We start from the raw sequence: 24,592 nt of genomic DNA, 5'->3' as shown, positions 1-24,592 counted from the left end.
ATGACGGTGCGGTTTTTCGATCACATCAGCTGGACGCAGCCCTGGTTTGAACCGGTGCGGGCTGCGGCAGCGCCTTTGCTGGTGGCAGATTCCTGGCGCGACGCGCTGAACCGGCAGGCGGCCATGCTGGCGCTGCACAATCACCGCGGACTGCCGCTGCGTTTCATTGCGCAGGAAGCCTTGCCCGAAGGTGTCGCCTACGAGGCGCATATCAGCATCAGTGGCGAGGTGCCGACACGGGAAAATCTGCATGATTTTTTTAATGCGCTGGTCTGGCTGACTTTCCCCCGGATTAAGCGCCAGCTCAATGCATTGCAGTCGGCGCAGATCGCGGCGCTTGGCATCGGCAAATCACGCGGCCCGGCACGCGATGCCGCCACGATTTTCGATGAAAATGCCGCCGTGCTGGTCGTGCAGGATAGCGCAGCAGGCGATGCGCTGGTGCAGGCTTTGCAGTCCCATGCCTGGCAGCAGGCATTTTTAATACAGCGGGAGCAGTTTGCGCAAATGGCCGAAGTGTGGAGCTTTGGTCATGCGCTGATGGAGAAGCTGGTACAGCCCTACAAAGCCATCACGGCACACACCTGGCTGCTACGGGTTCCTGCTGCGTATGCAGCACTGACAGCGACAGAAAAGCAAACCTATATCGACCACGCCGTCAGCCTGCAATTGCAGCAAACACCGCTGACGACCGCCGCTTACTCGCCTTTGCCCGTGCTGGGTATTCCCGGCTGGTGGCCGCAGCAGGACAGCGCATTTTATGCCGATCAGCAGGTATTCCGCCCGTGCCGCAGCGCTATCTGACACGCCCGGCTTCCATGCCCTCAGTCTGCGTCCGTTCTCTGACATATCGCGCAGAAAGCGCCGCCATCGTCAGCCGCGTGACCTGTTCAAGCCATCCAATGCTTTGACGACAGTGTTTGTCCAGCCGGACTTTGTGTGGGATGCGAAAGAGAATCTGAAGCAGAAAATCTGCTGATGCAGGATTGAGTGGTATCGCTGGCAGGGCGGGGCAGTGAGCCGCCCCGCAGCCAGTCATGTTATGACATGGACATTAAGCCTGTGCTGTATTTTGCAGCAGCTGGAATAACTGATCCTTGAGGTTGATGCGCAGTTTTTTGAGATTTTCCAACGCGGTATCGGCCAGATGTTCCACGCCATTTTCTGCGCGGTTGATCGCCTTGTCCGCTTCGTCATATTCACCGAATAATTTGGCGAAGTGGGCATCCTGCAATTTCAGGGCATGGATTTTGTCTTTGAATTCAGGAAATTCCAGTGCTAAAGGATGATGATCTACTTGCATGTCTGCTCCAGTTAAAAATTGAAAACGTCTGCCTGTACTGATGGTATTCGTTTCATCCATTGATAACGTGATATAAATCAATTATTCCGCCATCTCCAACCCATCCTGAGACCGTTTACTGTCCGTTCAGTCGCAAGGTTTGCTGGCTTGCCGGATGCAGCGTACTGCGGTGTGTTGCGGGCAGCGTGAAGATACTGACGGCCTGCGTTAAGGCCAGCGCCTGCTCTTCCATGCTTTCTGCGGCAGCAGCGGCCTGCTCCACCAGCGCCGCATTTTGCTGGGTCATTTCATCCATCTGGGTAATTGCCAGATTCACCTGCTCAATACCGGAACTCTGCTCCATGCTGGCGGCCGTGATCTCGCTCATGATGTCCGCCACATGCTGCACGCTTTTGACGATCTCATCCATGGTTTTACCCGCATTGTCGACCAGCACGCCGCCCTGATCGACCTTGCTGACCGAGTCGTCGATCAGCAGCTTGATCTCTTTGGCCGCCGTGGCGCTGCGTTGCGCCAGATTGCGGACTTCGGAGGCGACCACGGCAAAGCCGCGTCCCTGTTCCCCGGCGCGCGCGGCTTCCACTGCAGCATTCAGCGCCAGAATATTGGTCTGGAAGGCAATACCGTCGATCACACTGATGATGTCGACAATTTTCTTGGAGCTGTCTTTAATCGACCCCATGGTGGCAACGACTTCTTTCACTACATTGCCGCCCCGCACCGCAACCTGCGTGGCAGACACCACCAGCTGATTCGCCTGGCGCGCATTATCGGCGTTTTGCTTGACGGTGCTGGTCAGCTCTTCCATCGAGCTGGCAGTTTCTTCCAGCGAACCGGCCTGTGATTCAGTACGGCTCGACAGGTCAGCATTGCCATGCGCAATTTCCTGGGAAGCGACGGTAATGGTTTCAGTTCCCTGCTTGATCTGGGTCACGGTTGCCAGCAGATTATTTTGCATCTGCAACAGCGAGCGCAACAAATCTGCCAGTTCATCCCGCCCCTCCGCATCCATGCTGGTGCTGAGGTCGCTGTTGGCGATACGGTCGGCAAATTCGGCTGCGTTCTTAATCGGACCGATAATGCTGCGGGCAATCAGGAAGGCAGCGACACCACCCAGTGCCAATGTCAGCAAACCGATGATCAGCATGCTGGTCAGGGATTTTTTGTAATTGCTGTTGGACGCATCGTAAGTAATCTGCATCGCTTCATGCTGCTGCTTTGCCAGTTCGGATAATTCATTCATCCATTTTTCATGCGGTGCGACAAATTCCGTTTGCAGCATGGCGGAGGCGTCGAAATAATTGCCTTCGGCGACAAAATCACGGATTTTTTTAGAGATCGTCAAGATGGCCGTTTTCTGATCCAGCGCCTGCTTCAGCGTTTTCTGCCCCGCCGCATCATCGATGAGTTTTTTTGCCAGCGTTTCAGACTTGTCATACATTGCCAGCGTGGTCGCCAAATGTTTTGATTCCAGCTCGGCTTCAGCCAGATCACGCGGAGAGCTCATTTTTCTCAACACCAGTGCCAACGCGCGGCCCTGTTCGCGCATCTCGGTGGCGGCGTCCAGACTGGCGACCTTATTCTGAAAAATATAATCGGTCGAACCTTGCAGCTGGCTCATTTTATATAAGCCGAGAATCAATAAGACTGTTGCAAACAGCAATACGAGGCCAAAGCCCAGCATCAGGCGGGTGCGAATCTTGAGATCGGTCAGGTAGTTCATGGTCAGTCTCTTTTCTTAAAATACAGGGCACGCAAAACCGTACCGGCACCGTGGTCGTACCTTATCGTACCGGATACGCTGCCTGTGGCGCTCCGCCTAGCCAGGACAATCTTGAGTCAGTCCTAAAATCATATCTGCCAGAATAGCCGTGACGGATTCTGATGACCGCATCGGGCTGGGGTGTTTAATCTTAGTGCAGAAATTTGTCTGTGGAATCATTTTTCTCAAAAATACCACTGTTATTTGTTCTGGTTTTCAGTAAAAAGGGATAGATAATTTTATTAAACCGATTTCAGCATTGATATAATTTTTCACTTTTCAATCAATCCGGGAGATTGTTTAATCACGGCCAGTGTTTTGCGCCAGCCCGGATTGTCTGGCAGTACAGGTCAGCGGCAATAAAAAAGGAAGCGCATGGCTTCCTTTGCGGGGTGGCGGAAACGTTGTTGCCGGCCGGCTTATTGTTCGCGCAACCAGATCTGGCTGCGTCCCAGAAACGGCGTGCCGATATAGCCGCGAACATTGAGTTTTTTATTGTTGTCGATCAGGGTCAGTTTACTGCTGTACAGCTTGCCATTGCCCGGATCGAGGATTTTACCGCCATTGTATTCATCGCCATCTTTTTTCAGACCAAACAGAATCGTCATGCCGACGATAGGCTGGTCTTTATTCACGCCTTCGCACTTGTCGCACTTCGGGTTTTTATCGGCCTCGGGCTCAAGAAAAAGTTTTTCAATTCTCCCCTGATATTCACCGCCGGTTTCCGTGATGCGGATCAGCGCTTTCGGTTTACCGGATTTATCGTCGATATTTTTCCAGAGCCCGACCGGGGACTCATCCGCATGCGCGAAGGACGATAATGAAAAGGACAGGAGTAATGCAAAAAGCCGGGATTTTTTCATGGTCTCACCAATGTTAATTTATTTTATCCGGACCGTTTTCCCTGCGGTACCGGCATGAAAAGCATTTTTTGCCGTCAAAGATTGTACGTGCCGCAGTTGGCATGACGCACATTAATTTTAGAGCAATTACTTTAACATTAATGCTGATGAATTGACCATATTCAGAAGCGCCCCGGCACCACGATCCGTACCGGGGCGATTTTCATGCACTGGCTTTACGCGGCGGGCAATTTGGCGAATTGTTCGCGCAGTTTGGCCAGTGTGGCGGAGAAATTCGCCATTCTTTCTTTCTCTTGGGCGACCACCGCAGCCGGGGCGCGTGCGACAAAACTTTCATTGCCGAGCTTGGCTTCTGCTTTACCGATTTCTGTTTCCAGACGCGTGATTTCCTTGCTCAGACGTTCACGTTCGGCAGCAACGTCGATCTCGACTTTCAGCATCAGTTTTGATTCACCAACGATGGAGACCGGCGCCGGTGATTCAGGCAAGGCATCCAGTACCTGCACTTCCGAGAGTTTTGCCAGTGCCTGCAGATACGGTGCAAAGGATTGCAGGCGCGCCTTGTCTTCTGCATTCGCTGCCTGCAACAGCAGAGGCACGCGCAGTGCCGGCGATAATTGCATTTCACCGCGCAGATTGCGGCAAGCATCGGTCATTGCTTTGAGTGCATGCATCCAGGCTTCTGCAGCTTCGTTGATATTCGCTGCGACGGCGAGCGGATATGGTTGCACCATGATCGAATCGCCTGCAGGATTCAGGGTCTTGCCAGCCAGCGGCGCAACGGTTTGCCACAGCGCTTCGGTGACGAAAGGAATCACCGGATGCGCCAGGCGCAGTGTCGCTTCCAGTACGCGCAGCAAGGTGCGGCGGGTGGCGCGCTGTTGTGCTTCCGTGCCTTGCTGTACCTGGACTTTCGCGACTTCGAGGTACCAGTCGCAATATTCATCCCAGACGAATTTGTAAATGGCGGAAGCGATGTTATCGAAACGGTAGTCGGTAAAGCCTTTTTCGATTTCTGCTTCCGCGCGTTGCAGCGTCGAGATAATCCATTTATCGGCTTGCGAATAATCGAGATCAGCATCGGTCACATCTGTACCGAAACCGCAATCCTTACCTTCCGTATTCATCAGCACGAAACGGGTTGCGTTCCACAGCTTGTTGCAGAAATTACGATAACCTTCGCAGCGACCCAGATCGAAGTTGATGTTACGGCCGAGTGACGCATAGCTCGCCATCGTGAAGCGCAAGGCATCGGTGCCATACGCCGGGATGCCATCGGCAAATTCCTTGCGGGTGGCTTTTTCAATCGCCGTTGCCTGTTTAGGATTCATCAGGCCAACCGTGCGTTTGGCCACCAGATCGTCAGCGCTGATGCCGTCGATCAGGTCAATCGGATCCAGTGTATTGCCTTTCGATTTGGACATTTTCTGACCGCTGGAATCGCGCACCAGACCATGCACATACACGGTATTGAACGGTACCTTGCCGGTGAAGTGCGTGGTCATCATGACCATGCGTGCCACCCAGAAGAAAATGATGTCGAAGCCGGTCACCAGCACCGACGAAGGCAGGAAGTGCTTGATGTCCGGTGTTTCCTCCGGCCAGCCCATGGTTGAGAACGGTACCAGCGCAGAAGAGAACCAGGTATCGAGCACGTCGTCATCGCGCTTCAGTGCGCCGGTATAGCCGGCTGCCACTGCCTTAACTTTGGCATCTGCTTCATTACGTGCCACGAATACTTCGCCACTGTCACCATACCATGCCGGAATCTGATGACCCCACCACAACTGACGCGAGATACACCAATCCTGAATGTTATTGAGCCATTGGTTATAAGTATTGGTCCAGTTTTCAGGCACGAATTTGATTTCGCCATTAGCGACTTTTTCGAGCGCGACTTCAGCAATCGATTTGCCCGGGAAATGCGTGCCTTCTGGTGCAGGTTTGCTCATCGCCATGAACCACTGATCGGTCAGCATCGGTTCAATCACCACATTTGTACGGTCGCCGCGTGGCACCATTAATTTGTGTGGTTTAACGGATTCGAGCAAACCTTGCGCATCCAGATCGGCCACGATTTGTTTGCGTGCGACAAAACGGTCCATGCCCTGATACACTGCCGGCGCGTTTTCATTGATCTTTGCATCCAGTGTCAGGATGCTGATTTTGTCGAGGTTGTGGCGCTGGCCAACGGCGTAATCGTTGAAGTCATGTGCTGGCGTGATCTTCACGCAACCGGTGCCGAATTCTTTATCGACATAGCTGTCGGCAATTACTGGAATTTCACGGTCGGTCAGCGGCAGTTTCAGCATTTTACCGACCAGATGGAGATAGCGTTCGTCCGTCGGATCAATAGCTACGGCAACGTCGCCTAGCAAGGTTTCTGGACGGGTTGTGGCGACGACTAAGAAATTGCGATCTTCCCATTTGGTCGCATTGCCCGCTTCATCAAATGCGATCGGAAATTGATAGCTCGAATTGTCCGCCAATGGATAGCGGATATACCACATCGAGCCGTCTTCTTCTTCCGACACCACTTCCAGATCGGAGACCGCCGTGCCGAGCACCGGGTCCCAGTTCACCAGACGTTTGCCACGATAGATCAGACCTTGTTCGACCAGACGCACGAATACTTCGGTGACTGACTTGGAGCGTTCGGCATCCATCGTGAAATATTCGCGGTCCCAATCGGCAGACGCACCCATACGGCGCATCTGGCCGGTGATCGTGGAGCCTGATTTTTCTTTCCATTCCCAGACTTTTTCGAGGAATTTTTCACGGCCGAGATCATGGCGCGAAATCTTCTGCACATCAAGCTGGCGCTCCACCACGATTTGTGTCGCGATACCGGCGTGATCTGTGCCGGGTATCCAGGCGGTGTTGTGACCGCGCATACGATAGTAGCGCGTCAGGCCGTCCATGATGGTCTGGTTAAATGCATGACCCATGTGCAGCGTGCCGGTCACATTTGGCGGCGGCAACTGGATCGAGAAGGAAGGTTTGCCATCGTCCATGCTGGCCGCGAAATACCCGCGCTGCTCCCACTCGGAGCGCCATTGTTGTTCGATTTCTGCCGGTTCAAAAGACTTCGCTAATTCCATGATTGTCTGAAAGTTGAGTGTGCTAAACCTTTGATTATAAATGACGGCGCTACCGGATATGATGCTAACACTGGATTTCTCCCGGCTTTTGTCCGTACTTAGCAGAAGCGCGCTGTGGAAGTTTTGCTACTTGCTTTTCAGAAATTTCGACTTTTACGTCAAAAATACTTTTCTGTGGCGATAAAGTGTTACGATGGAAACTCACATTTACTTACTTTTCGTTGCATATTGATATCGATGACGAACCTCAGGACGTTGACTCTGACATCTTTGTATGTTTGCGGCGTGTTCGGGCTGTTGCTATCGGCATTTCCTGCGCAAGCAGACGAAAAGGCGGATCTTGAGCAGGTTTTCAACATTCGCAAACTGTCCGACAGTGATAATACGGAAGCCTTGAAACGGCTGGAGTCGCTGAAACAAAAACAGACTGCCGCCACTGCGCCCAAAGTGCGTCTGGAGACACTCAAGGCGATGGTCAGTCTGTATTACGATGCAGGACGGATACAGTCTGCAATCGACAGCATTGCAGAATTAAAAAAACTGGCGGAATCCGAGCATGATCTGGATGGGGTGGCAATTGCCCGCATCATGGAATGCTATGCACTGATCGATGATGGCAAACCTGACGATGCGCTGAAAAATCTGCTGCAGATCCGGACTGCACTGCACAGCAATGCCAGCGCCGAAGTCCGCACCCGCCTGGAGAGCGCGCTGGGATCGGTCTATTACATTACCGGCAATTTTGAAGCTTCACTGCAGCATTATCTCGAAGCATTGCGGCTGACCGATGAGCTGACTACGCGCAAAGTCGAAAGCCGTTTATACAAGCTCGATGCCATTGCCAAGCTGTACACCAATATGAAAGACCCGGAAAAGGCGCTGGCAACGATTGATGAAGCCTTTTCCTTGTCACCCTTGTCGCATTCACCGAAAACCCAGGCTTCGCTGAGCATCAGCCAGGGCATTGCCCTGTCGGCAATGCAGAGAAATCAGGAAGCAGTTGAAGCCTATAAACGCGCTCTGAAACTGTCGGGGGAAGCGGGATTGCCCACGATGGCCGTGACCAGTCTGATCAATATCAGCGATCATTACCTGATTATGAACCAGTACCGGCAGGCAGAAAATTATGCCAGACAGGGGTTGCAGAAGGCTGAAGCGCTGAAGGATAAACAGTCAATCGCCATTGCCCGCGTGAACCTGGGGTTTGCGCTGGCAGGCCAGGGGAAAATTGCCCAGGGCGTTGAGCTGATTAATGAGGTGGTGCAATATTTTCTGGATTCTGACCAGAAAACCGATGCCGAATCCGTGCTGGGTGAGCAGGCTGCGATGTATGAACGCGCTGGTTTGTACAAAGAAGCCTTGCAAACCGTACGCCACCAGCAGAAACTCAGCCATGAACTATTCCGCTCGGATCGTGCCAAGGCCGTTGCTGTATTGCAGGAACAATTCCACGCCGAGCAACGCCAAAAACAGATTGAATTGCTGGCAAAGGAAAACGACCTGAAGGATGCCGACATCCGCAATCACCGCCTGCAGCAGATTGTCACGATACTGGGTGCGATTGTGACTGTGCTGGTCGGCCTGTTCCTGTTCCTGCTTTACCGGCGCGTCAAACGGATTAACCAGCAATTGCGCGAAGCCAATACTCAGCTGGAATTCCATGCGGTGCGCGATCCGCTGACTGGCCTGTACAACCGCCGCTCTTTCCTGGACATGATGAAAATGCGCTTGGCGCAGGCAGAAGCCGAACGGCGCGATGTGCAGGAAAACAGTCCAGACTGCCTGATTCTGCTCGATATCGACCACTTCAAACAGATTAATGACGGGCTGGGACATGCTGCCGGTGATGCGGTGCTGATGGAAGTGGCGCACCGCCTGCGCAAAGCGGTGCGGGATACTGACATGGTGCTGCGCTGGGGCGGCGAGGAATTTCTGGTGTTTTCGCCGAAATCGCATCCTTCCCAGACGGCTGGCCTGGTCGAGCGCTTGCTGCAGACGGTTGGCGGAGAGCCGATACTGGCTGGCGAAAAAGAAATCCAGGTCACGATGACGGCAGGCTTTGTTTCGCTCCCATTTTCTGATGTGCCGGAATCGGTATTTGGCTGGGAAAAAGTGCTGCAGATCGCTGACATGGCCCTGTATCTGGGCAAGGCGAATGGCCGCAACCGTGCGTACGGTGTTTCCCGCTTGCAGGTATCCTCTGATGTGGCACTGCCTGTTCTTGAAGCCGATCTGGCTGCGGCAATCGCCCATGGCATGGTCGAGTTGATCGAAGTTTCCGGCCCGCCCAAGCTGGAGATGGCGCTTGATAAAACACCGGAGCCGCATTAAGGCCGGTGCAGTTTTTCCGGAATTTTCCAATTAAACCGCTATAATGGCGGTATCCCGTCACCCGGCAGCAGTCATTGTCTGGCGATGGGAAACAATGCTAGGGGTCCTGTCCGCACTGGTGCGATGACGGGTGAGAAATACCCTCGAACCTGATCTGGATAATGCCAGCGAAGGGAAGCTGCTAAAGACTGCCACTCCGTCCCTGCGACACGGCAAGCCTCTTTACAAACTCCTTTGCTGGCTCCTGCCAATATGCAAAGAGCAAAGGAGCCAAAATGAATGCCAACCCACAATTTCTGTCCGCCACCGCGACAGTCGATGAAGCCGCGATTCAGCCGCTGCCGAATTCCCGCAAAATCTATGTACAGGGCAGCCGCCCCGATATCCGTGTGCCGATGCGCGAAATCAGCCAGTCTGATACACCGGCGATGTTCGGTTCCGAAAAAAATCCGCCGATTTACGTCTACGACACTTCCGGCCCTTACACCGACCCTGATGTAAAAATTGATATCCGCTCAGGCCTGGCATCTGTGCGCGGTGCCTGGATCGCGGAACGCAACGATACCGAAGAGTTAAGTGGTCCCAGCTCGCAATACGGCATTGAACGTCTGAATGATCCCAAACTGGCGGAACTGCGCTTCAATCTGAAACGCAAACCGCGCCGCGCGCTGGCTGGCAAAAACGTCACGCAGATGCACTATGCGCGGCAAGGCATCATCACGCCGGAAATGGAATACATCGCCATCCGCGAAAACCTGCAACGAAAAGCATATCTGGAACAATTAAAAGCATCCGGCCCTATGGGCAACAAGCTGGCAGATTTGATGGGACGCCAGCATCCGGGTCAGTCTTTCGGCGCATCGATTCCGAACGAAATCACGCCGGAATTCGTACGGTCCGAAATCGCGCGCGGTCGTGCCATCATCCCGGCGAATATTAATCATCCAGAAGTCGAACCGATGATCATTGGCCGGAATTTTCTGGTCAAAATTAACGCCAATATCGGCAACTCCGCAGTGACTTCATCGATCGGTGAAGAAGTCGAAAAAATGACTTGGGCCATACGCTGGGGCGGCGATAACGTGATGGATTTGTCGACCGGCAAACACATCCACGAAACGCGCGAATGGATCATCCGCAATTCGCCGGTGCCTATCGGTACTGTGCCGATTTATCAGGCATTGGAGAAGGTCAATGGCAAGGCTGAAGACCTGACCTGGGAGATTTTCCGCGACACGCTGATCGAGCAGGCAGAGCAGGGCGTCGATTACTTCACCATCCATGCTGGCGTGCGTCTGCAATATGTGCCAATGACGGCGAAGCGCATGACGGGCATCGTTTCACGCGGCGGTTCCATCATGGCGAAATGGTGTCTGGCGCATCATAAAGAAAGCTTCCTGTACGAGCATTTCGAAGATATCTGCGAGATCATGAAAGCCTATGACGTGTCATTCAGTCTGGGTGACGGTTTGCGTCCTGGCTCGATTTACGACGCCAATGATGAAGCGCAACTGGGTGAGTTGAAAACACTGGGCGAACTGACGCAGATCGCGTGGAAACACGATGTACAGGTAATGATCGAAGGCCCAGGTCATGTGCCTATGCACCTGATCAAAGAAAACATGGACCTGCAACTTGAACAGTGCCACGAAGCGCCGTTCTACACACTGGGACCATTGACGACCGATATTGCACCGGGTTACGACCACATCACTTCCGGCATTGGCGCGGCGCAAATCGGCTGGTATGGCACAGCGATGCTGTGTTACGTGACACCGAAAGAGCATCTGGGTTTGCCAAATAAAGTGGACGTCAAAGACGGCATCATCACCTACAAAATCGCCGCCCATGCCGCCGATCTGGCGAAAGGCCATCCTGGCGCGCAAATCCGCGATAACGCCTTGTCGAAAGCGCGTTTTGAATTCCGCTGGGAAGATCAGTTCAACATCGGTCTCGATCCGGATAAGGCGCGTGAATTCCATGACGAAACCTTGCCGAAAGATTCTGCCAAAGTCGCGCATTTTTGCTCCATGTGTGGCCCGCATTTCTGTTCGATGAAAATCACGCAGGAAGTCCGTGATTACGCGGCGAACCAAGGCATCAGCGAAATCGATGCGCTGAAAATAGGCATGGAAGTCAAGGCGGTGGAATTCATTAAATCCGGCGCTGAAATTTATAAAAAACAGTAAGTGGCGACGATGATGGAAATCCAGTTAAACGGCACGCCGCATCAGCTCAGGCCAGCGCAGCTGCTGGCTGAACTGATTGCCGATCTGAACCTGACGGAGAAAGCGATTGCGGTAGCGGTGAACCGCCAGATTATTCCGCGTTCACGCTGGGCAGATCATGCATTGCAGGCGGATGACAAAGTGGATGTGGTGCGCGCCATCGGCGGTGGCTGATGTGATCTGAATGCAGCGATGCACCATGCTAATGATGGTCAGCCTGGTGCACCGTTGTTCAGAGAAAACAGAAAAGGATGTGGATATGCAAACAGAAACACAAAATCAAACAGAACGCGGCCTGACGATCGCCGGTAAAACTTACCGTTCGCGCTTGCTGGTCGGCAGCGGTAAATACAAAGATTTAGAACAGACCCGGCTGGCGACCGAAGCGGCGGGCGCAGAAATTATCACGGTCGCGATACGCCGTGTGAATATCGGGCAGGACCCGAATGCGCCGAGCTTGCTGGATGCGGTGCCGCCATCGAAATACACAATTCTGCCGAATTCTGCCGGTTGTTATAACGCAGACGATGCGGTTTACACCTTGCAGCTCGGCCGTGAATTGTTAGGTGGTCACAAACTGTGCAAACTCGAAGTGTTGGGCGATGAAAAGACCTTGTTCCCGAATATGCCGGAAACCCTGAAAGCCGCGAAAACACTGGTGCAGGATGGCTTTGACGTCATGGTGTATTGCAGCGACGATCCGATACAGGCGCGTATGCTGGAGGACATCGGTTGCGTTGCGGTGATGCCGCTGGCGTCTTTAATCGGTTCCGGCATGGGCATACTGAATCCGTGGAATCTGTCACTGATTATCGAACAGGCCAGGGTGCCGGTGCTGGTTGATGCGGGCGTTGGCACTGCGTCCGATGCCGCGATTGCGATGGAGCTGGGGTGTGATGGCGTGCTGATGAATACCGCGATTGCCGGTGCTAAAGATCCGGTGCGGATGGCGCGGGCAATGGGGCTGGCGGTGGAGGCAGGGCGTGAGGCATTTCTGGCGGGACGCATGCCGCGCAAGTTTGCTGCGTCGCCATCCTCACCGATGGCGGGGCGCATCGTCTGATGGCCACGGCTAAGGCTGTTTTGCAGCGCCCTTGCGTGCTGGTGTTTGCCGGGCATGACCCCAGCGGTGGTGCCGGTATTCAGGCAGACATCGAAGCGATTGCTGCACAGGGTGCGCATGCTCTGCCGGTCATCACTGCATTGACCGTGCAGGACAACGACCATGCGTATGCGGTGCATGCGGTGGATGCGCAAATTATTTTGCAGCAGGCGATGACGCTGATCGCAAAAATCCCGGTGAGTGCGGTCAAGGTGGGCATCGTGGCACATACCAAGAATGCGATGGCGCTGGCGAGCCTGATCCAGAAAATGAAATTGCAGCAGCCGGATTTACCCGTGGTGGTGGACACCGTGCTGGGCAGCGGCAAGGGTGACAGTCTGTCGCTGGATGATGCTGTTGCTGCGATACAGCCGCTGCTGAAAGTGGCGACACTGCTGACACCAAATTTGCCGGAACTGCAGCGCCTGTCGCCGTCTGCGGCAGACAGGACGGCGCAGATCGAAGGGCTGATGCAGCAGGTATCGGCGGATATTCTGCTGAAAGGCGGGCATGGCACTGAGCAGGACGTTATCAACCACTGGTACCGGCATCGGCACTGGGAAATGCCGCAGACATGGCAGTGGCCGCGTTTGTACGGTGAATTTCACGGCAGTGGCTGCACGCTGGCGGCGGCGATCGCGGGCCAGCTGGCATGCGGGCAAAGCATGGAGCAAGCCCTGACTCTGGCGCAGCAATACACACAGTCGTGTCTGGCGCAGGCTTATCGCATTGCCGCGGGACAGCAGATTCCGCAACGGAGCCCGGCTCCGGCATGCTCTGCGGACGATACAGCCATGCTTAACATGCGTGGCACATGAAAGGATATCTATGACTTCCAGTTTGACAGGCCTGTATCTGGTAACACCGGATTGGGACGATACGGCGCAGTTATTGCAGGTGACGGAGCAGGCGCTGCAGGGTGGCGTCCGGCTGCTGCAGTACCGGCATAAAACGGCACCGGCTGCTTTACAGCGCGAACAGGCTGTCGCTTTGCAGCAGCTGTGCCGGCAATATGCCTGTCCCTTTGTGATTAACGATCATCTGGCACTGTGTCAGGAGCTTGACGCCGACGGTGTGCATGTCGGGGCGACCGATGCCGGGGTGGCGCAGGCGCGGCGCATGCTGGGGCCGGATAAGATCGTCGGGGCATCCTGTTATGGCGACCTGGAGCTGGCGCTGGCGGCGCAGACAGATGGTGCCAGCTATGTTGCATTCGGCGGGTTTTATCCTTCCCGGGTCAAGCGTTATCCGGTGACGACGCCGGTCACACTGCTGTCGGAAGCTGCCGCGCAGATTCATTTGCCGAAAGTGGTGATCGGCGGTATGACAGCGACAAACGCGGCGCCGCTGGTGCAGGAAGGGGCGCAGATGGTGGCTGCCATCAGCAGCGTGTATCAGGCACCTGATCCGCAACAGGCGGCGCGCCAGTTTGCCATGCTGTTTTAACTCTCCGGAAAATATTGGTGTGCGGAAACCACTTTGATATGTAGCAATAAACCGGGAAAAAGACCGGCGGGCAAAGGCTGGCACTACTAGAATCAGCATTCTGTTTGTTTGACCGGGAGCTGGTATGGATGCCGCCATGATGAATGATCGCCGTGCGTTGGCAGGGCGGGTTGTGCCGCTGATTGACCTGACCAGCCTGAATGAAGATGATACGCCGGAGCGTATTGTCAGCTTGTGCGGGCAAGTGCAGACCGGTCAGATGTATGTGGCGGCTTTGTGCATTTACTCCCGTTTTATCGGTCTGGCACGCAAGCAGTTATTCCATGAGCATGCTGATGCAGTGCGGATTGCGACAGTCTGTAATTTTCCGGATGGTGCGCATGAAATGGCAGCCGTTGTCGCTGAAACGCAGACAGCCGTGATGCGCGGCGCGGATGAAGTGGATGTGGTGTTTCCATACCGCGCGCTGATGGCCGGCGATGCTGTGGCCGGGCAGCGTCTGGTGCGTGCCTGCAAGCAGGCTTGTGGCGACAGAACCCTGAAGGTGATTCTGGAAACGGGCGTCCTGCAGTCGCCTGCGCTGATCCGGCAGGCGAGCGAAATTGCGATTCAGGCAGGCGCTGATTTCATTAAAACATCGACCGGAAAAGTGGCGGTCAATGCCACTGCTGCAGCGGCAGAGATCATGTTGCAGGTGATTGCCGAGCAGGGCGGTCAATGTGGTTTCAAAGCCGCAGGAGGCATCCGCACACTGGAGGATGCGGCGGTCTATCTGGCGTTGGCAGACCGGATCATGGGGCCGTCCTGGGTGACACCTTCGCATTTCCGCTTTGGCGCTTCCGGCCTGCTGGCGGATGTCAGCGCAACGCTTGCCGGCACACGCCATACCCCGTCTTCTTCCTACTGACAACATGCCTGCCAGAGCCTTTCTCCCGCAGGAAGTGATTGCCGCCAAGCGTGATGGCGACATTCTCAGTGCAACGCAGATTGCCAGCGCTGTGCAGGGTATCTGTGACGGCAGCTGGTCTGATTGTCAGCTGGGCGCTTTTGCGATGGCAAGCTGGCTGTGTGGTCTGAACCGGCAGGAATGTGTGTATCTGACCAATGCCATGGCCGCTTCGGGAGCCATGCTGGACTGGTCCGGCATGGCGTTGCCCGGGCCGGTGGTGGACAAACATTCGACCGGCGGCGTCGGTGATCTGGTGTCGCTGGTGCTGGCGCCGATGCTGGCCGCCTGTGGCGCAGTGGTGCCGATGATTACTGGCCGCGGACTGGGGCACACCGGCGGCACGCTGGACAAGCTGGAAGCAATTCCGGGTTACTGCATCACGCCGGACATTGAAAAACTGCGGCAGGTGATCCTGCAGTGTGGCGTGGCGATTGTCGGCCAGACGGAAACGCTGGCACCGGCTGACCGGCGTCTGTATGCGGTACGGGATGTGACGGCCACGATTGACTCCATTCCGCTGATTACCGCCTCCATCCTGTCCAAGAAAAAAGCGGCAGGTATTCACTATCTGGTCATGGATATCAAGCTGGGCAACGGCGCAGTCAGCCCTGACCTGACCCGTGCCACCCAGCTCGGCTGCTGGATACGGGAAGTGGCTGCCGGTATGGACATGACCTGTTCGGCCTTGCTGACCGACATGAATCAGCCTTTGTCCAGTGCCGCGGGAAATGCACTGGAGCTGGTGCAGGCCATGCATTATCTCCGTCAGGATCAATGTCCGCCGCGTCTGCATCAGGTTGTGCTTGCACTGGGGACCGAATTGCTGCAGATCAGCGGCCTGGCAGACGATCCGGCGCAGGCCGGACAGATGTTGCAGGAGGTGTTGCAATCAGGCCGGGCGGCGGAAAAATTTGAACAGATGTGTGCCGCACTGGGTGGCCCGTCTGACTTCATCAGCCATTTTCAAAATTATTTACCGGCAGCCGATTGCGTGCGCCCTGTGTATGCGGCAATCCCGCCGGGGGAGCTGCGCTATGTCGAGCAGATCGACACCCGGGCACTGGGATGGACGGTTGTCAGGCTGGGTGGTGGCCGCGCGCAGCCGGATGCGGTGCCTGACCTGCGGGTTGGCCTCAGCCATCTGGCCGAGCTGGCGCAGCCAGTCACCAGCGAAACGCCGCTTGCCATCGTTCATGCCCGGGACGAGGGGGCGTATCAGCGCGCCGCCATCGCTGTGCGCGAGGCATTCCAGCTGGCCGATGTACAACCCTTTGCCCCGCAGCAGATACTGGCCTGCCTGCAGGCCGGGCATCCTCAGGAAAGTAAAACATGGCGACCCCACATATAGCGGCATCTCCCGGTGATTTTTCAGATATCGTGCTGATGCCCGGCGATCCGCTGCGTGCCCGCATGATTGCCGACAACTGGCTGGAGCAGGCAAAGCTGGTGACGGATATCCGCAATATGTATGGCTATACAGGCTATTACCGTGGCCGCAGAATTTCGGTGATGGCACATGGCATGGGCATTCCTTCCCTGAGTATTTACGCCACCGAGCTGATCCGCGAGTATGGCGCCCGTACCCTGATCCGGGTCGGTTCCTGCGGCGCGATTGCACCCCACCTGCAATTACAGGACATCGTGATTGCGCAGGGAGCCGGCACGGACAGCAAGGTCAACCGCATGCGCTTTCTGGACCATGATTTTGCAGCGATTGCCGATTATGCGCTGCTGGCGCAGGCTTGCGATGCCGCCCGGCGACTGCATTATCCGGTGCATGTCGGCAATGTGTTTTCTGCCGATCTGTTTTATTCGGCCCAGCCGGAAATGCTGGAGAAGATGGAAAAGATGCGGATACTGGCGGTAGAGATGGAGGCCGCCGGTTTGTACGGGCTGGCGGCTGAATACGGGGCCAGTGCGTTAACGGTGCTGACCGTTGCTGACCAGATTCGTGGCGGCGCCAGCCTGACGGCCGCGGAACGGCAGCACAGCTTTGGACGCATGATGGAGATTGCCCTGACTGCCGCACTGGAAATCTGAACCCGGATGGGGTCGCGGCGTCAGTGCTGCCGAGTCTCATATCGCCTGACAGTACCGCAGAGTCCCGTATAATCGCGGGATGCAAAATTTACTTCACAACCTCAATCCCGAACAACTGGCGGCTGTCACGCTTCCTTCTCAATCCGCGCTGATCCTGGCAGGTGCCGGCTCCGGCAAGACGCGCGTCCTGACCACCCGGATTGCCTGGCTGATACAGACCGGACAGGTTTCTCCCGGCGGGATTCTGGCAGTGACGTTTACCAACAAGGCGGCGAAGGAAATGCTGACGCGCTTGTCGGCGCTGCTGCCGATCAATACGCGCGGTATGTGGATCGGTACTTTCCACGGTCTTTGCAACCGCTTGCTGCGCGCGCACCACCGCGACGCCGGATTGCCGCAGACGTTTCAGATACTGGACTCCGGTGATCAGCTGTCTTTCATCAAGCGTCTGTTGAAAGCGAATAATATTGATGATGAAAAATTCCCGCCAAGAACACTGATGTATTTCATCAACAGCGCCAAAGACCAGGGGCTGAGAGCTGCGCAGGTGGAGGCGCACGATGATTTCAACCGCAAGATGGTTGCGCTGTACGACCTGTATGATGCCCAGTGCCAGCGTGAAGGCGTGGTGGATTTTGCCGAGCTGTTGTTGCGCACCTATGAATTACTGAGCCGCAACCAGCCTTTGCGCGAACATTATCAGGCGCGTTTCCGGCATATTCTGGTGGATGAGTTTCAGGATACCAACGATTTGCAATACCAATGGCTGAAACTGATGGCAGGCGCAGGAAAGCAGGAGCCGGCGGCCGTATTCGCGGTCGGTGACGACGATCAGAGCATCTACGCATTCCGTGGCGCCAACGTCGGCAATATGTCTGCTTTTGAACGCGAATTCCAGGTACGGAATCTCATCAAGCTGGAGCAGAATTACCGCTCTCACGGACATATTCTGGACAGCGCCAACGTGCTGATCGCGAATAACAGCAAACGTCTTGGTAAAAATCTGCGCACCGATGCCGGACATGGCGAGCCTGTCCGTATCATGGAAGCCAGCAGCGACATTCAGGAGGCCAACTGGATCATCGATGAAGCGAAAAACCTGATCCGTGAAGGCAGCCTGCGCAGTGAGATTGCGATCCTGTACCGCTCCAATGCTCAGTCGCGCGTCATCGAACATGCCTTGTTCACCGCCGGTATTCCTTATCGCGTCTATGGCGGTCAGCGTTTTTTTGAGCGTGCCGAAATCAAGCATGCCATCGCCTACCTGCAGCTGATGGACAATCCGCATAATGATTCTGCGTTTTTGCGGGTCGTGAATTTCCCGGCACGCGGAATCGGCGCCCGCTCCATGGAGCAATTGCAGGATGCCGCCAGGCAGCACGGTATTTCCTTGTATGCGGCAGTACCGCATGTGGGGGGGAAGGCAGGATCATCGCTGGCGAATTTTGTCCGGCTGATTGAGTCTGCACGTTTTGAAACGCAGAATCTGCCTTTGCCGGAAATGGTGCAGGTCGTGTTGGATCTGAGTACCCTGCTGACCCATTACCAGACTGAAAAAGAAGGGGCTGACCGGATTGAAAATCTGGAGCAGCTGATCAATGCGGCCACCCTTTTTGTTTCCGAGGAAGGATTCAGCCGCGAAGCGCCGGCGCTGACCGGTCCTGCCAGCGCTGCGGCATTATTACCCGCAGCAGATAGTGTGACGGTGATCGATGCCGATGCAGCCTTACCGGCGGTGATGTCTCCGCTGTCGGCATTTCTGTCGCATGCGTCGCTGGAGGCTGGTGATAATCAGGCGCAGGCAGGGCAGGATGCCCTGCAGCTGATGACGGTGCATTCCGCCAAAGGGCTGGAGTTTGATGCCGTGTTTATCACCGGTCTGGAAGAAGGATTATTCCCGCATGAAAACAGTATGCAGGAAGCATCCGGCGTGGAAGAAGAGCGCAGGCTGATGTATGTGGCGATTACGCGCGCGCGTCAGCGTTTGTACCTGAGTTTCTCGCAGACCCGTATGTTGCATGGCCAGACACGGTACAACATGCGTTCCCGCTTTCTGGATGAGTTACCGGACGAATCCCTGAAATGGCTGTCGCCGAAAATCCAGCCGAGCTGGTTCGGGAATAAGAAATCCGCCTGGGACGAAGCGCCCGCAGCAGAGGCGAACCGGCTCGCGCAGGGCATGAGCAAAGCGCAGGATAGTCATGGCTGGCGCATCGGGCAAAATGTCTTGCATGCAAAATTTGGCGAAGGGGTGATTGTCAATATCGAAGGCAGCGGCAGCAGTGCGCGAGCCCATATTAATTTCGGACAATTCGGTATGAAGCTGCTGGACCTGAGTATTGCGAAACTTGACAAGATTTGAGCGCGGGCAGATGCGTCAGTGGCAGCGGCTGAAAAACTGAAAGGCTCAGCATTCAAAAACGCAGCCATACCGAGTGGATGACAAGCAGTCAGATTCCGCCCGGTATCTGCTTTCAGGAGATAACATGATAACGGCATCCTTATTGCCCGTGGCTGCGGCAGGTATTTTTGCGCTGGCAGTACTGCATACTTTTTCAAGCGCTTACTTTTTACGGCGCGCGCATCACAGTCGGCATCATGCCGGACTATGGCATTTGCTGGGCGAGGTGGAGGTGGTATTCGGCTTCTGGGCACTGGTGCTGGTTTGTGTGATGGCGCTGATGACCGATCAGAAGCAGGCTGTGCATTATCTGGAGTCCAGGAATTTTACTGAGCCTTTGTTTGTCTTCGTGATTCTGGTCATTGCCGGCACCCGTCCCGTGCTGTGGTCGGTGCAGCAGCTGGTTTCGCGGCTGGCGTACGGGCTACCGCTGAATGCGCATCTGGCGACATATTTTTTGTGCCTGTCTTTGATTCCGCTGACCGGCTCATTGATTACAGAACCCGCCGCCATGACCCTGGCAGCGCTGATGCTGCGCGACCGGTTTTATTCCCGGCAAATCTCTGAAAAGATGAGATACATGACGCTGGGCGTCCTGTTTGTGAATGTGTCTGTCGGCGGCGTGCTGACATCATTTGCGGCACCTCCGGTACTGATGGTAGCGGAAAAATGGGGATGGAACAGCGCATTCATGCTGCAGGTATTTGGCTGGAAGGCTGCTTGTGCCGTGGTGCTGAACGCGCTGTTTCTGACGATTTTTTTTCGCCGTGAACTCAGTGCGCTGGCAGACAGCGACCAGCCCGTCGCCAGCATGAGCATTCCCTGGCCCGTGGTGCTGGTGCATTTTCTGTTTTTGAGCGCCACCGTCTGGTTTGCCCATTATCCTGTCGTGTTTCTTGGGCTGTTTTTATTCTTTCTCGGATTTACCGAAGCCTACAACCAATATCAGGACAGGCTGATGCTCAGGGAAGGTTTGCTGGTGGCGTTTTTTCTGGCGGGGCTGGTTGTGCTTGGCGGCCAGCAGCAATGGTGGCTGCAGCCAGTGCTGGCCGGAATGGATAATGCGGTTTTGTTCGTGGGCGCGGCTGCGTTGACCGCCGTCACGGATAACGCAGCACTGACTTATCTGGGGTCGCTGGTATCCGGCTTGTCTGACAGCGCGAAATATGCCCTGGTATCCGGTGCCGTCGCTGGCGGCGGGTTGACGGTGATTGCAAATGCGCCGAATCCCGCGGGTTTTTCCATCCTCAAAGAGCACTTTGCCGGACAGGTAATCAATCCCGCGGGCCTGTTTGCAGCAGCGCTGATACCGACCGGCATTGCTGCCGCCTTCTTTTATTTTATGTGAGTTTTTACAAGAAACCTTAAATAAAATAAGCCGTTGAGGTCATCACTTTAGCCATGCCTTTCATCAGCCATCTGACCGGTACCGGCATTTCCCTTGCACCCAGCGCTTGCGCTGCTGCGCCATGTTCGATTTCATCTTGCCGCATCTGTTCGACAATGGCGCGTGAGCGCTGATCCTGCTCTGGCAATTGCTGCAGGTGGCCTGCAAGATGGGCTTCCACCTGTCGTTCTGTTTCGACAACAAAGCCGAGGCTGACAGCATCGCCGCATTTTGCCGCGACGACGCCGCAGCAATAGGCGCCGGCATACCACAGCGGATTTAAGAGGCTGGTATGCGAATTTAATTCCTGCAGCCGCGCTGCGGTCCAGGCCAGATGATCTTCTTCTTCAATGCAGGAGTGTTGCAGCTGGCGTTCCACTTCTGCGCTGCGGGAAAAGGCGCTTTGCGCATCGTACAGTGCCTGGGCGCAGATTTCACCGACATGATTGACCCGCATCAGCCCCGCGCTGTGTTTCTTTTGCTGTTCATTCAGATTGTCACTGCTGATCTCTGCAGCCGGGTAAGGACGTGAGCTGCGCGCCTGTGCCGTAACCGTGCGTAAAGCGCGGTCAAAAGTCAGGATTGCGCGGTCAGGGAAGGGGAATGCCATAGTAAATCCTGTCTGATGGAGAAGTAATCGTCATTTTAAAACATCTCTCCGTTTCTGCCGTTTTGCTGCGGTTGCACTGCTTTGAAACAGATTTGCTACGGGGTTTTGGTTGTCAGTTTTGAATCCAATTTTGTTGTGATCGCACCACATTTAATTTGCTTAAATACGGTCGTTCGCAAATTCTCTTTGCCCAAATCAGCGTAGTTTGGTTCAATCAGTCTTGGATTGTTAATCAATCAGTTTGGAAGCACTGGCAATACCAATACCAAGTAGCCGTAATCAATCCAACGATAAGAGCTACCAATACATAGCCGAATCACATGACCAATTTGGAGACGTTTTCAATGAAAAAATCACTTCTTGCTTTCGCAATTCTGGGCGCTTTCGCCGCAACAGCCTCTGCACAATCTTCCGTGACGATCTACGGTATCGTTGATGCTGCTACTGTCTATACAACTAATCAGACGGCGACAGGTTCCAGTAAAATAGCAATGGATCCAGGCCAGTTGCTGACATCCCGCTGGGGTGTTAAAGGCAGCGAAGACCTCGGCGGCGGCCTGAAGGCGATTTTCAATCTGGAAGGCACGCTGTTTAACGACACGGGCGCTGCTGGTGCCGGTTTCGGCGGCAATGTGTTTAATCAGGGTGGTAATTCCAGTTCCCTGTTTGACCGTTTGTCCTGGGTAGGTTTGTCCGGCGACTTTGGTACAGTGACCTTTGGACGTAACAATATTCTGGGTGTGGATTCCGTTGGTCTGGCCGATCCGATCGGGCTGGCACACGCAGGCAGCAACCCGAACGTGATGTTCGGCGGTATGAATTCCGGTGCATTGTACGGTGGCTTTGGTACGAATCAGGGCGGTACTGCGCTGCGTCAGAATAACTCCATTAAGTATGTTTCCCCGATCACAAACGGTTTCGGCGGCGCTTTGATGTATGGCTTTGGTGAAAAAGCAGGCGACACCGGTGCCAGCTCATACATGGGCGCATCTGGCTTCTTTACTGACGGTACAAACGGTGCCGCGGTTGCTTATGCCAAGATGAAGGATTTCACAAATACAGCAACATTGACAGCATGGGCTGCAGGTGCGAAGTATAAAGTGGATCCGTCTTTCGTTTTGCGCGCTACTTATGCTCAGGATACCGTGGATGGGAATATCGTGATCGCGCCGTTCGGTAACGCAAATAATCGCAAGATCAAGGTTGTCGGCCTGGGTGTAGACTACCTGATGTCGCCACAGACAACGATCACCGGCGCATACTATGGTACCAAGCGTTCCGGCGATCTGGATGGTAAAGCAGACCAATACATTGGCCTGGTCAAATATGCATTCAGCAAGCGCACTACTGCCTATGCATCCCTGACTTATGCCAAAGCAGGCTCTGCCGCTCTGCAAGACACCAGTCTGGCTCTGGGCATCATCGGCAATCTGGCTAATCAGGATCACGCAGTACGCACTGCCGTCGGTATTTTGCATGCATTCTGATCCGGCGATGTAATTCTGCTGATTTCACAGATCTTCAAAAATGCCAGCAATTGTGCTGGCATTTTTGTTTTTTAGTGCCCTGATCGCTGACGTTTTCAAATACGGGTTTTTCCTGGGAATGGAGAAATAACGAATTTACAGGAAATTTATAGGTAGTCAAAAGCGGAAGTGGTATTAATAAAAAACTTACTTGTTTGCAATTTAATATCGAATTTGTTGCTGGTGTGAGACAAAACATTGTTTAAATAATTACAATATGTGGATTTAGCTTGGCTCTTGACTGTCATATTTGGTCAAATACAGTATGTTGAGATTAGCAGTTCACAGACAAGAAGTTTGGTTTCATCACAAGTTATGAATTTTTGCTTCACGATTGAAACGCAGCTTTGTTATTTGAAATCCTTTGGAGAAATTAAATGAAAAAATCACTCATCGCTCTGGCAGTTATGGCTGCTGTTGCAGGTTCCGCACAAGCGCAGTCTTCTGTAACCGTTTATGGTATCGCTGATATGGCAGTTCAGGCGGGCAATCGCGGTAATGGTTCTGGTACTAAATATGCACTGGACAGCGGCGAGCAAGGCGGTTCCCGTCTCGGCTTCAAGGGCACAGAAGATCTGGGCGGCGGCTTGAAAGCGATTTTTGCTCTGGAAGCTGGTATTTACATGGATTCTGGCGCATCACAAGGTGGCCTGACATTCGGTCGTCAGTCTTGGGTTGGTCTGCAAGGTGACTTCGGTACTGTGAAGATGGGTCGTCAGTACACACCACAGTTCTACTTCTTCGACGCAGTTGATCCATTTGATCTGGGATTCACATCCGGCGTTGCTGGCGGCTCCACTTCCACAGGCGGTGTTTTCGGTTTCCTGTCCGCCAGCTCATGGCGTGTCAACAACAGCATTAGCTACCAGTCTGCAGACATGTCCGGCTTCAGCACCATGGCTCTGTATGGTTTCGGCGAAGTCGCTGGTAATACATCTGCTAGCCGTTCTGTTGGTATCAACGGTCAGTATGCTGCAGGCCCATTGTATGTCGGCGCTGTGTACTACAAACAAAATGATGCAGCCAGCAATGGTCTGAAGTCCGTATTGTTGGGCGCAACTTATGATTTTGGCGCAGCTAAGGCAGCATTTGGCTACTCCAAAGACACAACAGACAACAATACACTGGATCAAAAAGGTTACATGCTGGGCGTAACCGTGCCAGTCACTGCTGCTGACAACATCCTGGCAACAGCAGCACGTCTGCAAAACAATATGGCATCCACTGCAAACAACAGCACTCAGCTGGCAGTTGGTTTTACACATTCCTTGTCCAAGCGTACGAATTTCTACGGTTCTTACTCTCGTGTAACGAATGATGCAAACATCAACGGCGGCGGTCTGGCTGTTGCCAATGGCGCAACAGCAAGCCTGGTGAATGTAGGTATTCATCACGCATTCTGATGTCAGCGCCCGTTTTGGGCGCTTCGTCTGAAAAAAAGCACCGGATTTCTGGTGCTTTTTTTATTAATGACAGATGATCAATATGACGATCAGGATTTTTCAGCCACATCATGACGGCATCTTCTCGCTGATGTTTCTGT

Annotated in this window: 19 protein-coding genes and 1 riboswitch; of the genes, 14 read left to right on the top strand and 5 right to left on the bottom strand. The window is 54.3% G+C overall.

What is annotated here, in order from left to right; translation table 11 throughout:
- Positions 1 to 804: a DUF3025 domain-containing protein gene (locus H8K27_RS10335; protein WP_186863077.1), complete on the top strand. Its 804-nt coding sequence runs from the start codon at positions 1 to 3 to the stop codon at positions 802 to 804.
- A gap of 250 nt (positions 805 to 1,054) precedes the next feature.
- Here H8K27_RS10335 and H8K27_RS10330 read toward each other — a convergent pair whose 3' ends face one another.
- The 4 genes from H8K27_RS10330 to H8K27_RS10315 all read right to left on the bottom strand — a co-directional run bounded on the left by H8K27_RS10330 (position 1,055) and on the right by H8K27_RS10315 (position 7,029).
- A complete protein-coding gene (locus H8K27_RS10330) occupies positions 1,055 to 1,303 on the bottom strand; it encodes a YdcH family protein (protein ID WP_186863076.1) in 249 nt (82 codons plus the stop codon).
- 115 nt (positions 1,304 to 1,418) lie between these two features.
- The gene (locus H8K27_RS16680; protein WP_186863075.1) at positions 1,419 to 3,026 is read right to left on the bottom strand and encodes a methyl-accepting chemotaxis protein; all 1,608 of its coding nucleotides are present in this window, start codon (positions 3,024 to 3,026) and stop codon (positions 1,419 to 1,421) included.
- A gap of 458 nt (positions 3,027 to 3,484) precedes the next feature.
- Complete coding sequence (locus H8K27_RS10320) at positions 3,485 to 3,928, bottom strand: DUF2147 domain-containing protein (protein WP_186863074.1); 444 nt, start codon at positions 3,926 to 3,928, stop codon at positions 3,485 to 3,487.
- Positions 3,929 to 4,143: 215 nt separating this feature from the next.
- On the bottom strand, positions 4,144 to 7,029 hold the full coding sequence (locus tag H8K27_RS10315) for a valine--tRNA ligase (protein WP_186863073.1): 2,886 nt from the start codon (positions 7,027 to 7,029) through the stop codon (positions 4,144 to 4,146).
- Positions 7,030 to 7,266: 237 nt separating this feature from the next.
- Between H8K27_RS10315 and H8K27_RS10310 the strand changes: the two genes are divergently transcribed.
- The 11 genes from H8K27_RS10310 to H8K27_RS10260 all read left to right on the top strand — a co-directional run bounded on the left by H8K27_RS10310 (position 7,267) and on the right by H8K27_RS10260 (position 20,874).
- Positions 7,267 to 9,360, top strand: a complete 2,094-nt coding sequence (locus H8K27_RS10310) for a tetratricopeptide repeat-containing diguanylate cyclase (RefSeq protein ID WP_186863072.1) — start codon at positions 7,267 to 7,269, stop codon at positions 9,358 to 9,360.
- 89 nt (positions 9,361 to 9,449) lie between these two features.
- Positions 9,450 to 9,553: riboswitch (TPP riboswitch) on the top strand.
- Positions 9,554 to 9,635: 82 nt separating this feature from the next.
- Complete coding sequence (gene thiC / locus H8K27_RS10305) at positions 9,636 to 11,549, top strand: phosphomethylpyrimidine synthase ThiC (RefSeq protein ID WP_186863071.1); 1,914 nt, start codon at positions 9,636 to 9,638, stop codon at positions 11,547 to 11,549.
- Between the two features lie 12 nt (positions 11,550 to 11,561).
- Complete coding sequence (thiS, locus tag H8K27_RS10300; RefSeq protein ID WP_186863128.1) at positions 11,562 to 11,762, top strand: sulfur carrier protein ThiS; 201 nt, start codon at positions 11,562 to 11,564, stop codon at positions 11,760 to 11,762.
- An 85-nt stretch (positions 11,763 to 11,847) separates the two neighbouring features.
- Positions 11,848 to 12,651, top strand: coding sequence for a thiazole synthase (locus H8K27_RS10295; protein ID WP_186863070.1), 804 nt, complete (start codon positions 11,848 to 11,850; stop codon positions 12,649 to 12,651).
- On the top strand, positions 12,651 to 13,508 hold the full coding sequence (thiD, locus tag H8K27_RS10290; RefSeq protein WP_186863069.1) for a bifunctional hydroxymethylpyrimidine kinase/phosphomethylpyrimidine kinase: 858 nt from the start codon (positions 12,651 to 12,653) through the stop codon (positions 13,506 to 13,508). Before H8K27_RS10295 ends, thiD begins: the two co-directional genes overlap by 1 nt.
- Before the next feature lie 10 nt (positions 13,509 to 13,518).
- On the top strand, positions 13,519 to 14,136 hold the full coding sequence (thiE, locus tag H8K27_RS10285; RefSeq protein WP_230419153.1) for a thiamine phosphate synthase: 618 nt from the start codon (positions 13,519 to 13,521) through the stop codon (positions 14,134 to 14,136).
- Between the two features lie 136 nt (positions 14,137 to 14,272).
- Positions 14,273 to 15,043, top strand: coding sequence for a deoxyribose-phosphate aldolase (gene deoC, locus H8K27_RS10280; RefSeq protein ID WP_230419150.1), 771 nt, complete (start codon positions 14,273 to 14,275; stop codon positions 15,041 to 15,043).
- Between the two features lie 4 nt (positions 15,044 to 15,047).
- The gene (gene deoA / locus H8K27_RS10275) at positions 15,048 to 16,433 is read left to right on the top strand and encodes a thymidine phosphorylase (RefSeq protein WP_186863068.1); all 1,386 of its coding nucleotides are present in this window, start codon (positions 15,048 to 15,050) and stop codon (positions 16,431 to 16,433) included.
- Positions 16,415 to 17,125, top strand: coding sequence for a purine-nucleoside phosphorylase (gene deoD / locus H8K27_RS10270; protein ID WP_186863067.1), 711 nt, complete (start codon positions 16,415 to 16,417; stop codon positions 17,123 to 17,125). Before deoA ends, deoD begins: the two co-directional genes overlap by 19 nt.
- A 79-nt stretch (positions 17,126 to 17,204) precedes the next feature.
- The gene (locus H8K27_RS10265) at positions 17,205 to 19,487 is read left to right on the top strand and encodes a UvrD-helicase domain-containing protein (protein ID WP_186863066.1); all 2,283 of its coding nucleotides are present in this window, start codon (positions 17,205 to 17,207) and stop codon (positions 19,485 to 19,487) included.
- 124 nt (positions 19,488 to 19,611) lie between these two features.
- The gene (locus tag H8K27_RS10260; RefSeq protein ID WP_186863065.1) at positions 19,612 to 20,874 is read left to right on the top strand and encodes a putative Na+/H+ antiporter; all 1,263 of its coding nucleotides are present in this window, start codon (positions 19,612 to 19,614) and stop codon (positions 20,872 to 20,874) included.
- Between the two features lie 16 nt (positions 20,875 to 20,890).
- Here the strand turns inward: H8K27_RS10260 and coq7 are convergent, their stop codons facing one another.
- Complete coding sequence (gene coq7 / locus H8K27_RS10255; RefSeq protein WP_186863064.1) at positions 20,891 to 21,523, bottom strand: 2-polyprenyl-3-methyl-6-methoxy-1,4-benzoquinone monooxygenase; 633 nt, start codon at positions 21,521 to 21,523, stop codon at positions 20,891 to 20,893.
- A gap of 344 nt (positions 21,524 to 21,867) precedes the next feature.
- On the opposite strand from coq7, the gene H8K27_RS10250 reads away from it, so the two are divergent.
- Complete coding sequence (locus H8K27_RS10250) at positions 21,868 to 23,010, top strand: porin (protein WP_186863063.1); 1,143 nt, start codon at positions 21,868 to 21,870, stop codon at positions 23,008 to 23,010.
- Positions 23,011 to 23,426: 416 nt separating this feature from the next.
- Positions 23,427 to 24,452: a porin gene (locus H8K27_RS10245; RefSeq protein WP_186863062.1), complete on the top strand. Its 1,026-nt coding sequence runs from the start codon at positions 23,427 to 23,429 to the stop codon at positions 24,450 to 24,452.
- Positions 24,453 to 24,592 lie beyond the last annotated feature (140 nt).

Source organism: Cognatundibacterium griseum (genome assembly GCF_014284195.1).
GTDB classification, from domain to species: domain Bacteria; phylum Pseudomonadota; class Gammaproteobacteria; order Burkholderiales; family Burkholderiaceae_D; genus Undibacterium; species Undibacterium griseum.
This window is presented reverse-complemented; position numbering and strand designations above follow the sequence as displayed.

What these genes read in the sequence shown, in the direction of transcription:
- H8K27_RS10335 (WP_186863077.1), top strand. Translation starts at nt 1, where the DNA reads ATGACGGTGCGGTTTTTCGATCACATCAGCTGGACGCAGCCCTGGTTT.
- H8K27_RS10330 (WP_186863076.1), bottom strand. Translation starts at nt 1,303, where the DNA reads ATGCAAGTAGATCATCATCCTTTAGCACTGGAATTTCCTGAATTCAAA.
- H8K27_RS10310 (WP_186863072.1), top strand. Translation starts at nt 7,267, where the DNA reads ATGACGAACCTCAGGACGTTGACTCTGACATCTTTGTATGTTTGCGGC.
- H8K27_RS10260 (WP_186863065.1), top strand. Translation starts at nt 19,612, where the DNA reads ATGATAACGGCATCCTTATTGCCCGTGGCTGCGGCAGGTATTTTTGCG.
- deoD (WP_186863067.1), top strand. Translation starts at nt 16,415, where the DNA reads ATGGCGACCCCACATATAGCGGCATCTCCCGGTGATTTTTCAGATATC.
- thiC (WP_186863071.1), top strand. Translation starts at nt 9,636, where the DNA reads ATGAATGCCAACCCACAATTTCTGTCCGCCACCGCGACAGTCGATGAA.
- deoC (WP_230419150.1), top strand. Translation starts at nt 14,273, where the DNA reads ATGATGAATGATCGCCGTGCGTTGGCAGGGCGGGTTGTGCCGCTGATT.
- H8K27_RS10315 (WP_186863073.1), bottom strand. Translation starts at nt 7,029, where the DNA reads ATGGAATTAGCGAAGTCTTTTGAACCGGCAGAAATCGAACAACAATGG.
- H8K27_RS16680 (WP_186863075.1), bottom strand. Translation starts at nt 3,026, where the DNA reads ATGAACTACCTGACCGATCTCAAGATTCGCACCCGCCTGATGCTGGGC.
- thiE (WP_230419153.1), top strand. Translation starts at nt 13,519, where the DNA reads ATGACTTCCAGTTTGACAGGCCTGTATCTGGTAACACCGGATTGGGAC.
- H8K27_RS10245 (WP_186863062.1), top strand. Translation starts at nt 23,427, where the DNA reads ATGAAAAAATCACTCATCGCTCTGGCAGTTATGGCTGCTGTTGCAGGT.
- H8K27_RS10320 (WP_186863074.1), bottom strand. Translation starts at nt 3,928, where the DNA reads ATGAAAAAATCCCGGCTTTTTGCATTACTCCTGTCCTTTTCATTATCG.
- H8K27_RS10295 (WP_186863070.1), top strand. Translation starts at nt 11,848, where the DNA reads ATGCAAACAGAAACACAAAATCAAACAGAACGCGGCCTGACGATCGCC.
- H8K27_RS10250 (WP_186863063.1), top strand. Translation starts at nt 21,868, where the DNA reads ATGAAAAAATCACTTCTTGCTTTCGCAATTCTGGGCGCTTTCGCCGCA.
- deoA (WP_186863068.1), top strand. Translation starts at nt 15,048, where the DNA reads ATGCCTGCCAGAGCCTTTCTCCCGCAGGAAGTGATTGCCGCCAAGCGT.
- thiD (WP_186863069.1), top strand. Translation starts at nt 12,651, where the DNA reads ATGGCCACGGCTAAGGCTGTTTTGCAGCGCCCTTGCGTGCTGGTGTTT.
- H8K27_RS10265 (WP_186863066.1), top strand. Translation starts at nt 17,205, where the DNA reads ATGCAAAATTTACTTCACAACCTCAATCCCGAACAACTGGCGGCTGTC.
- coq7 (WP_186863064.1), bottom strand. Translation starts at nt 21,523, where the DNA reads ATGGCATTCCCCTTCCCTGACCGCGCAATCCTGACTTTTGACCGCGCT.
- thiS (WP_186863128.1), top strand. Translation starts at nt 11,562, where the DNA reads ATGGAAATCCAGTTAAACGGCACGCCGCATCAGCTCAGGCCAGCGCAG.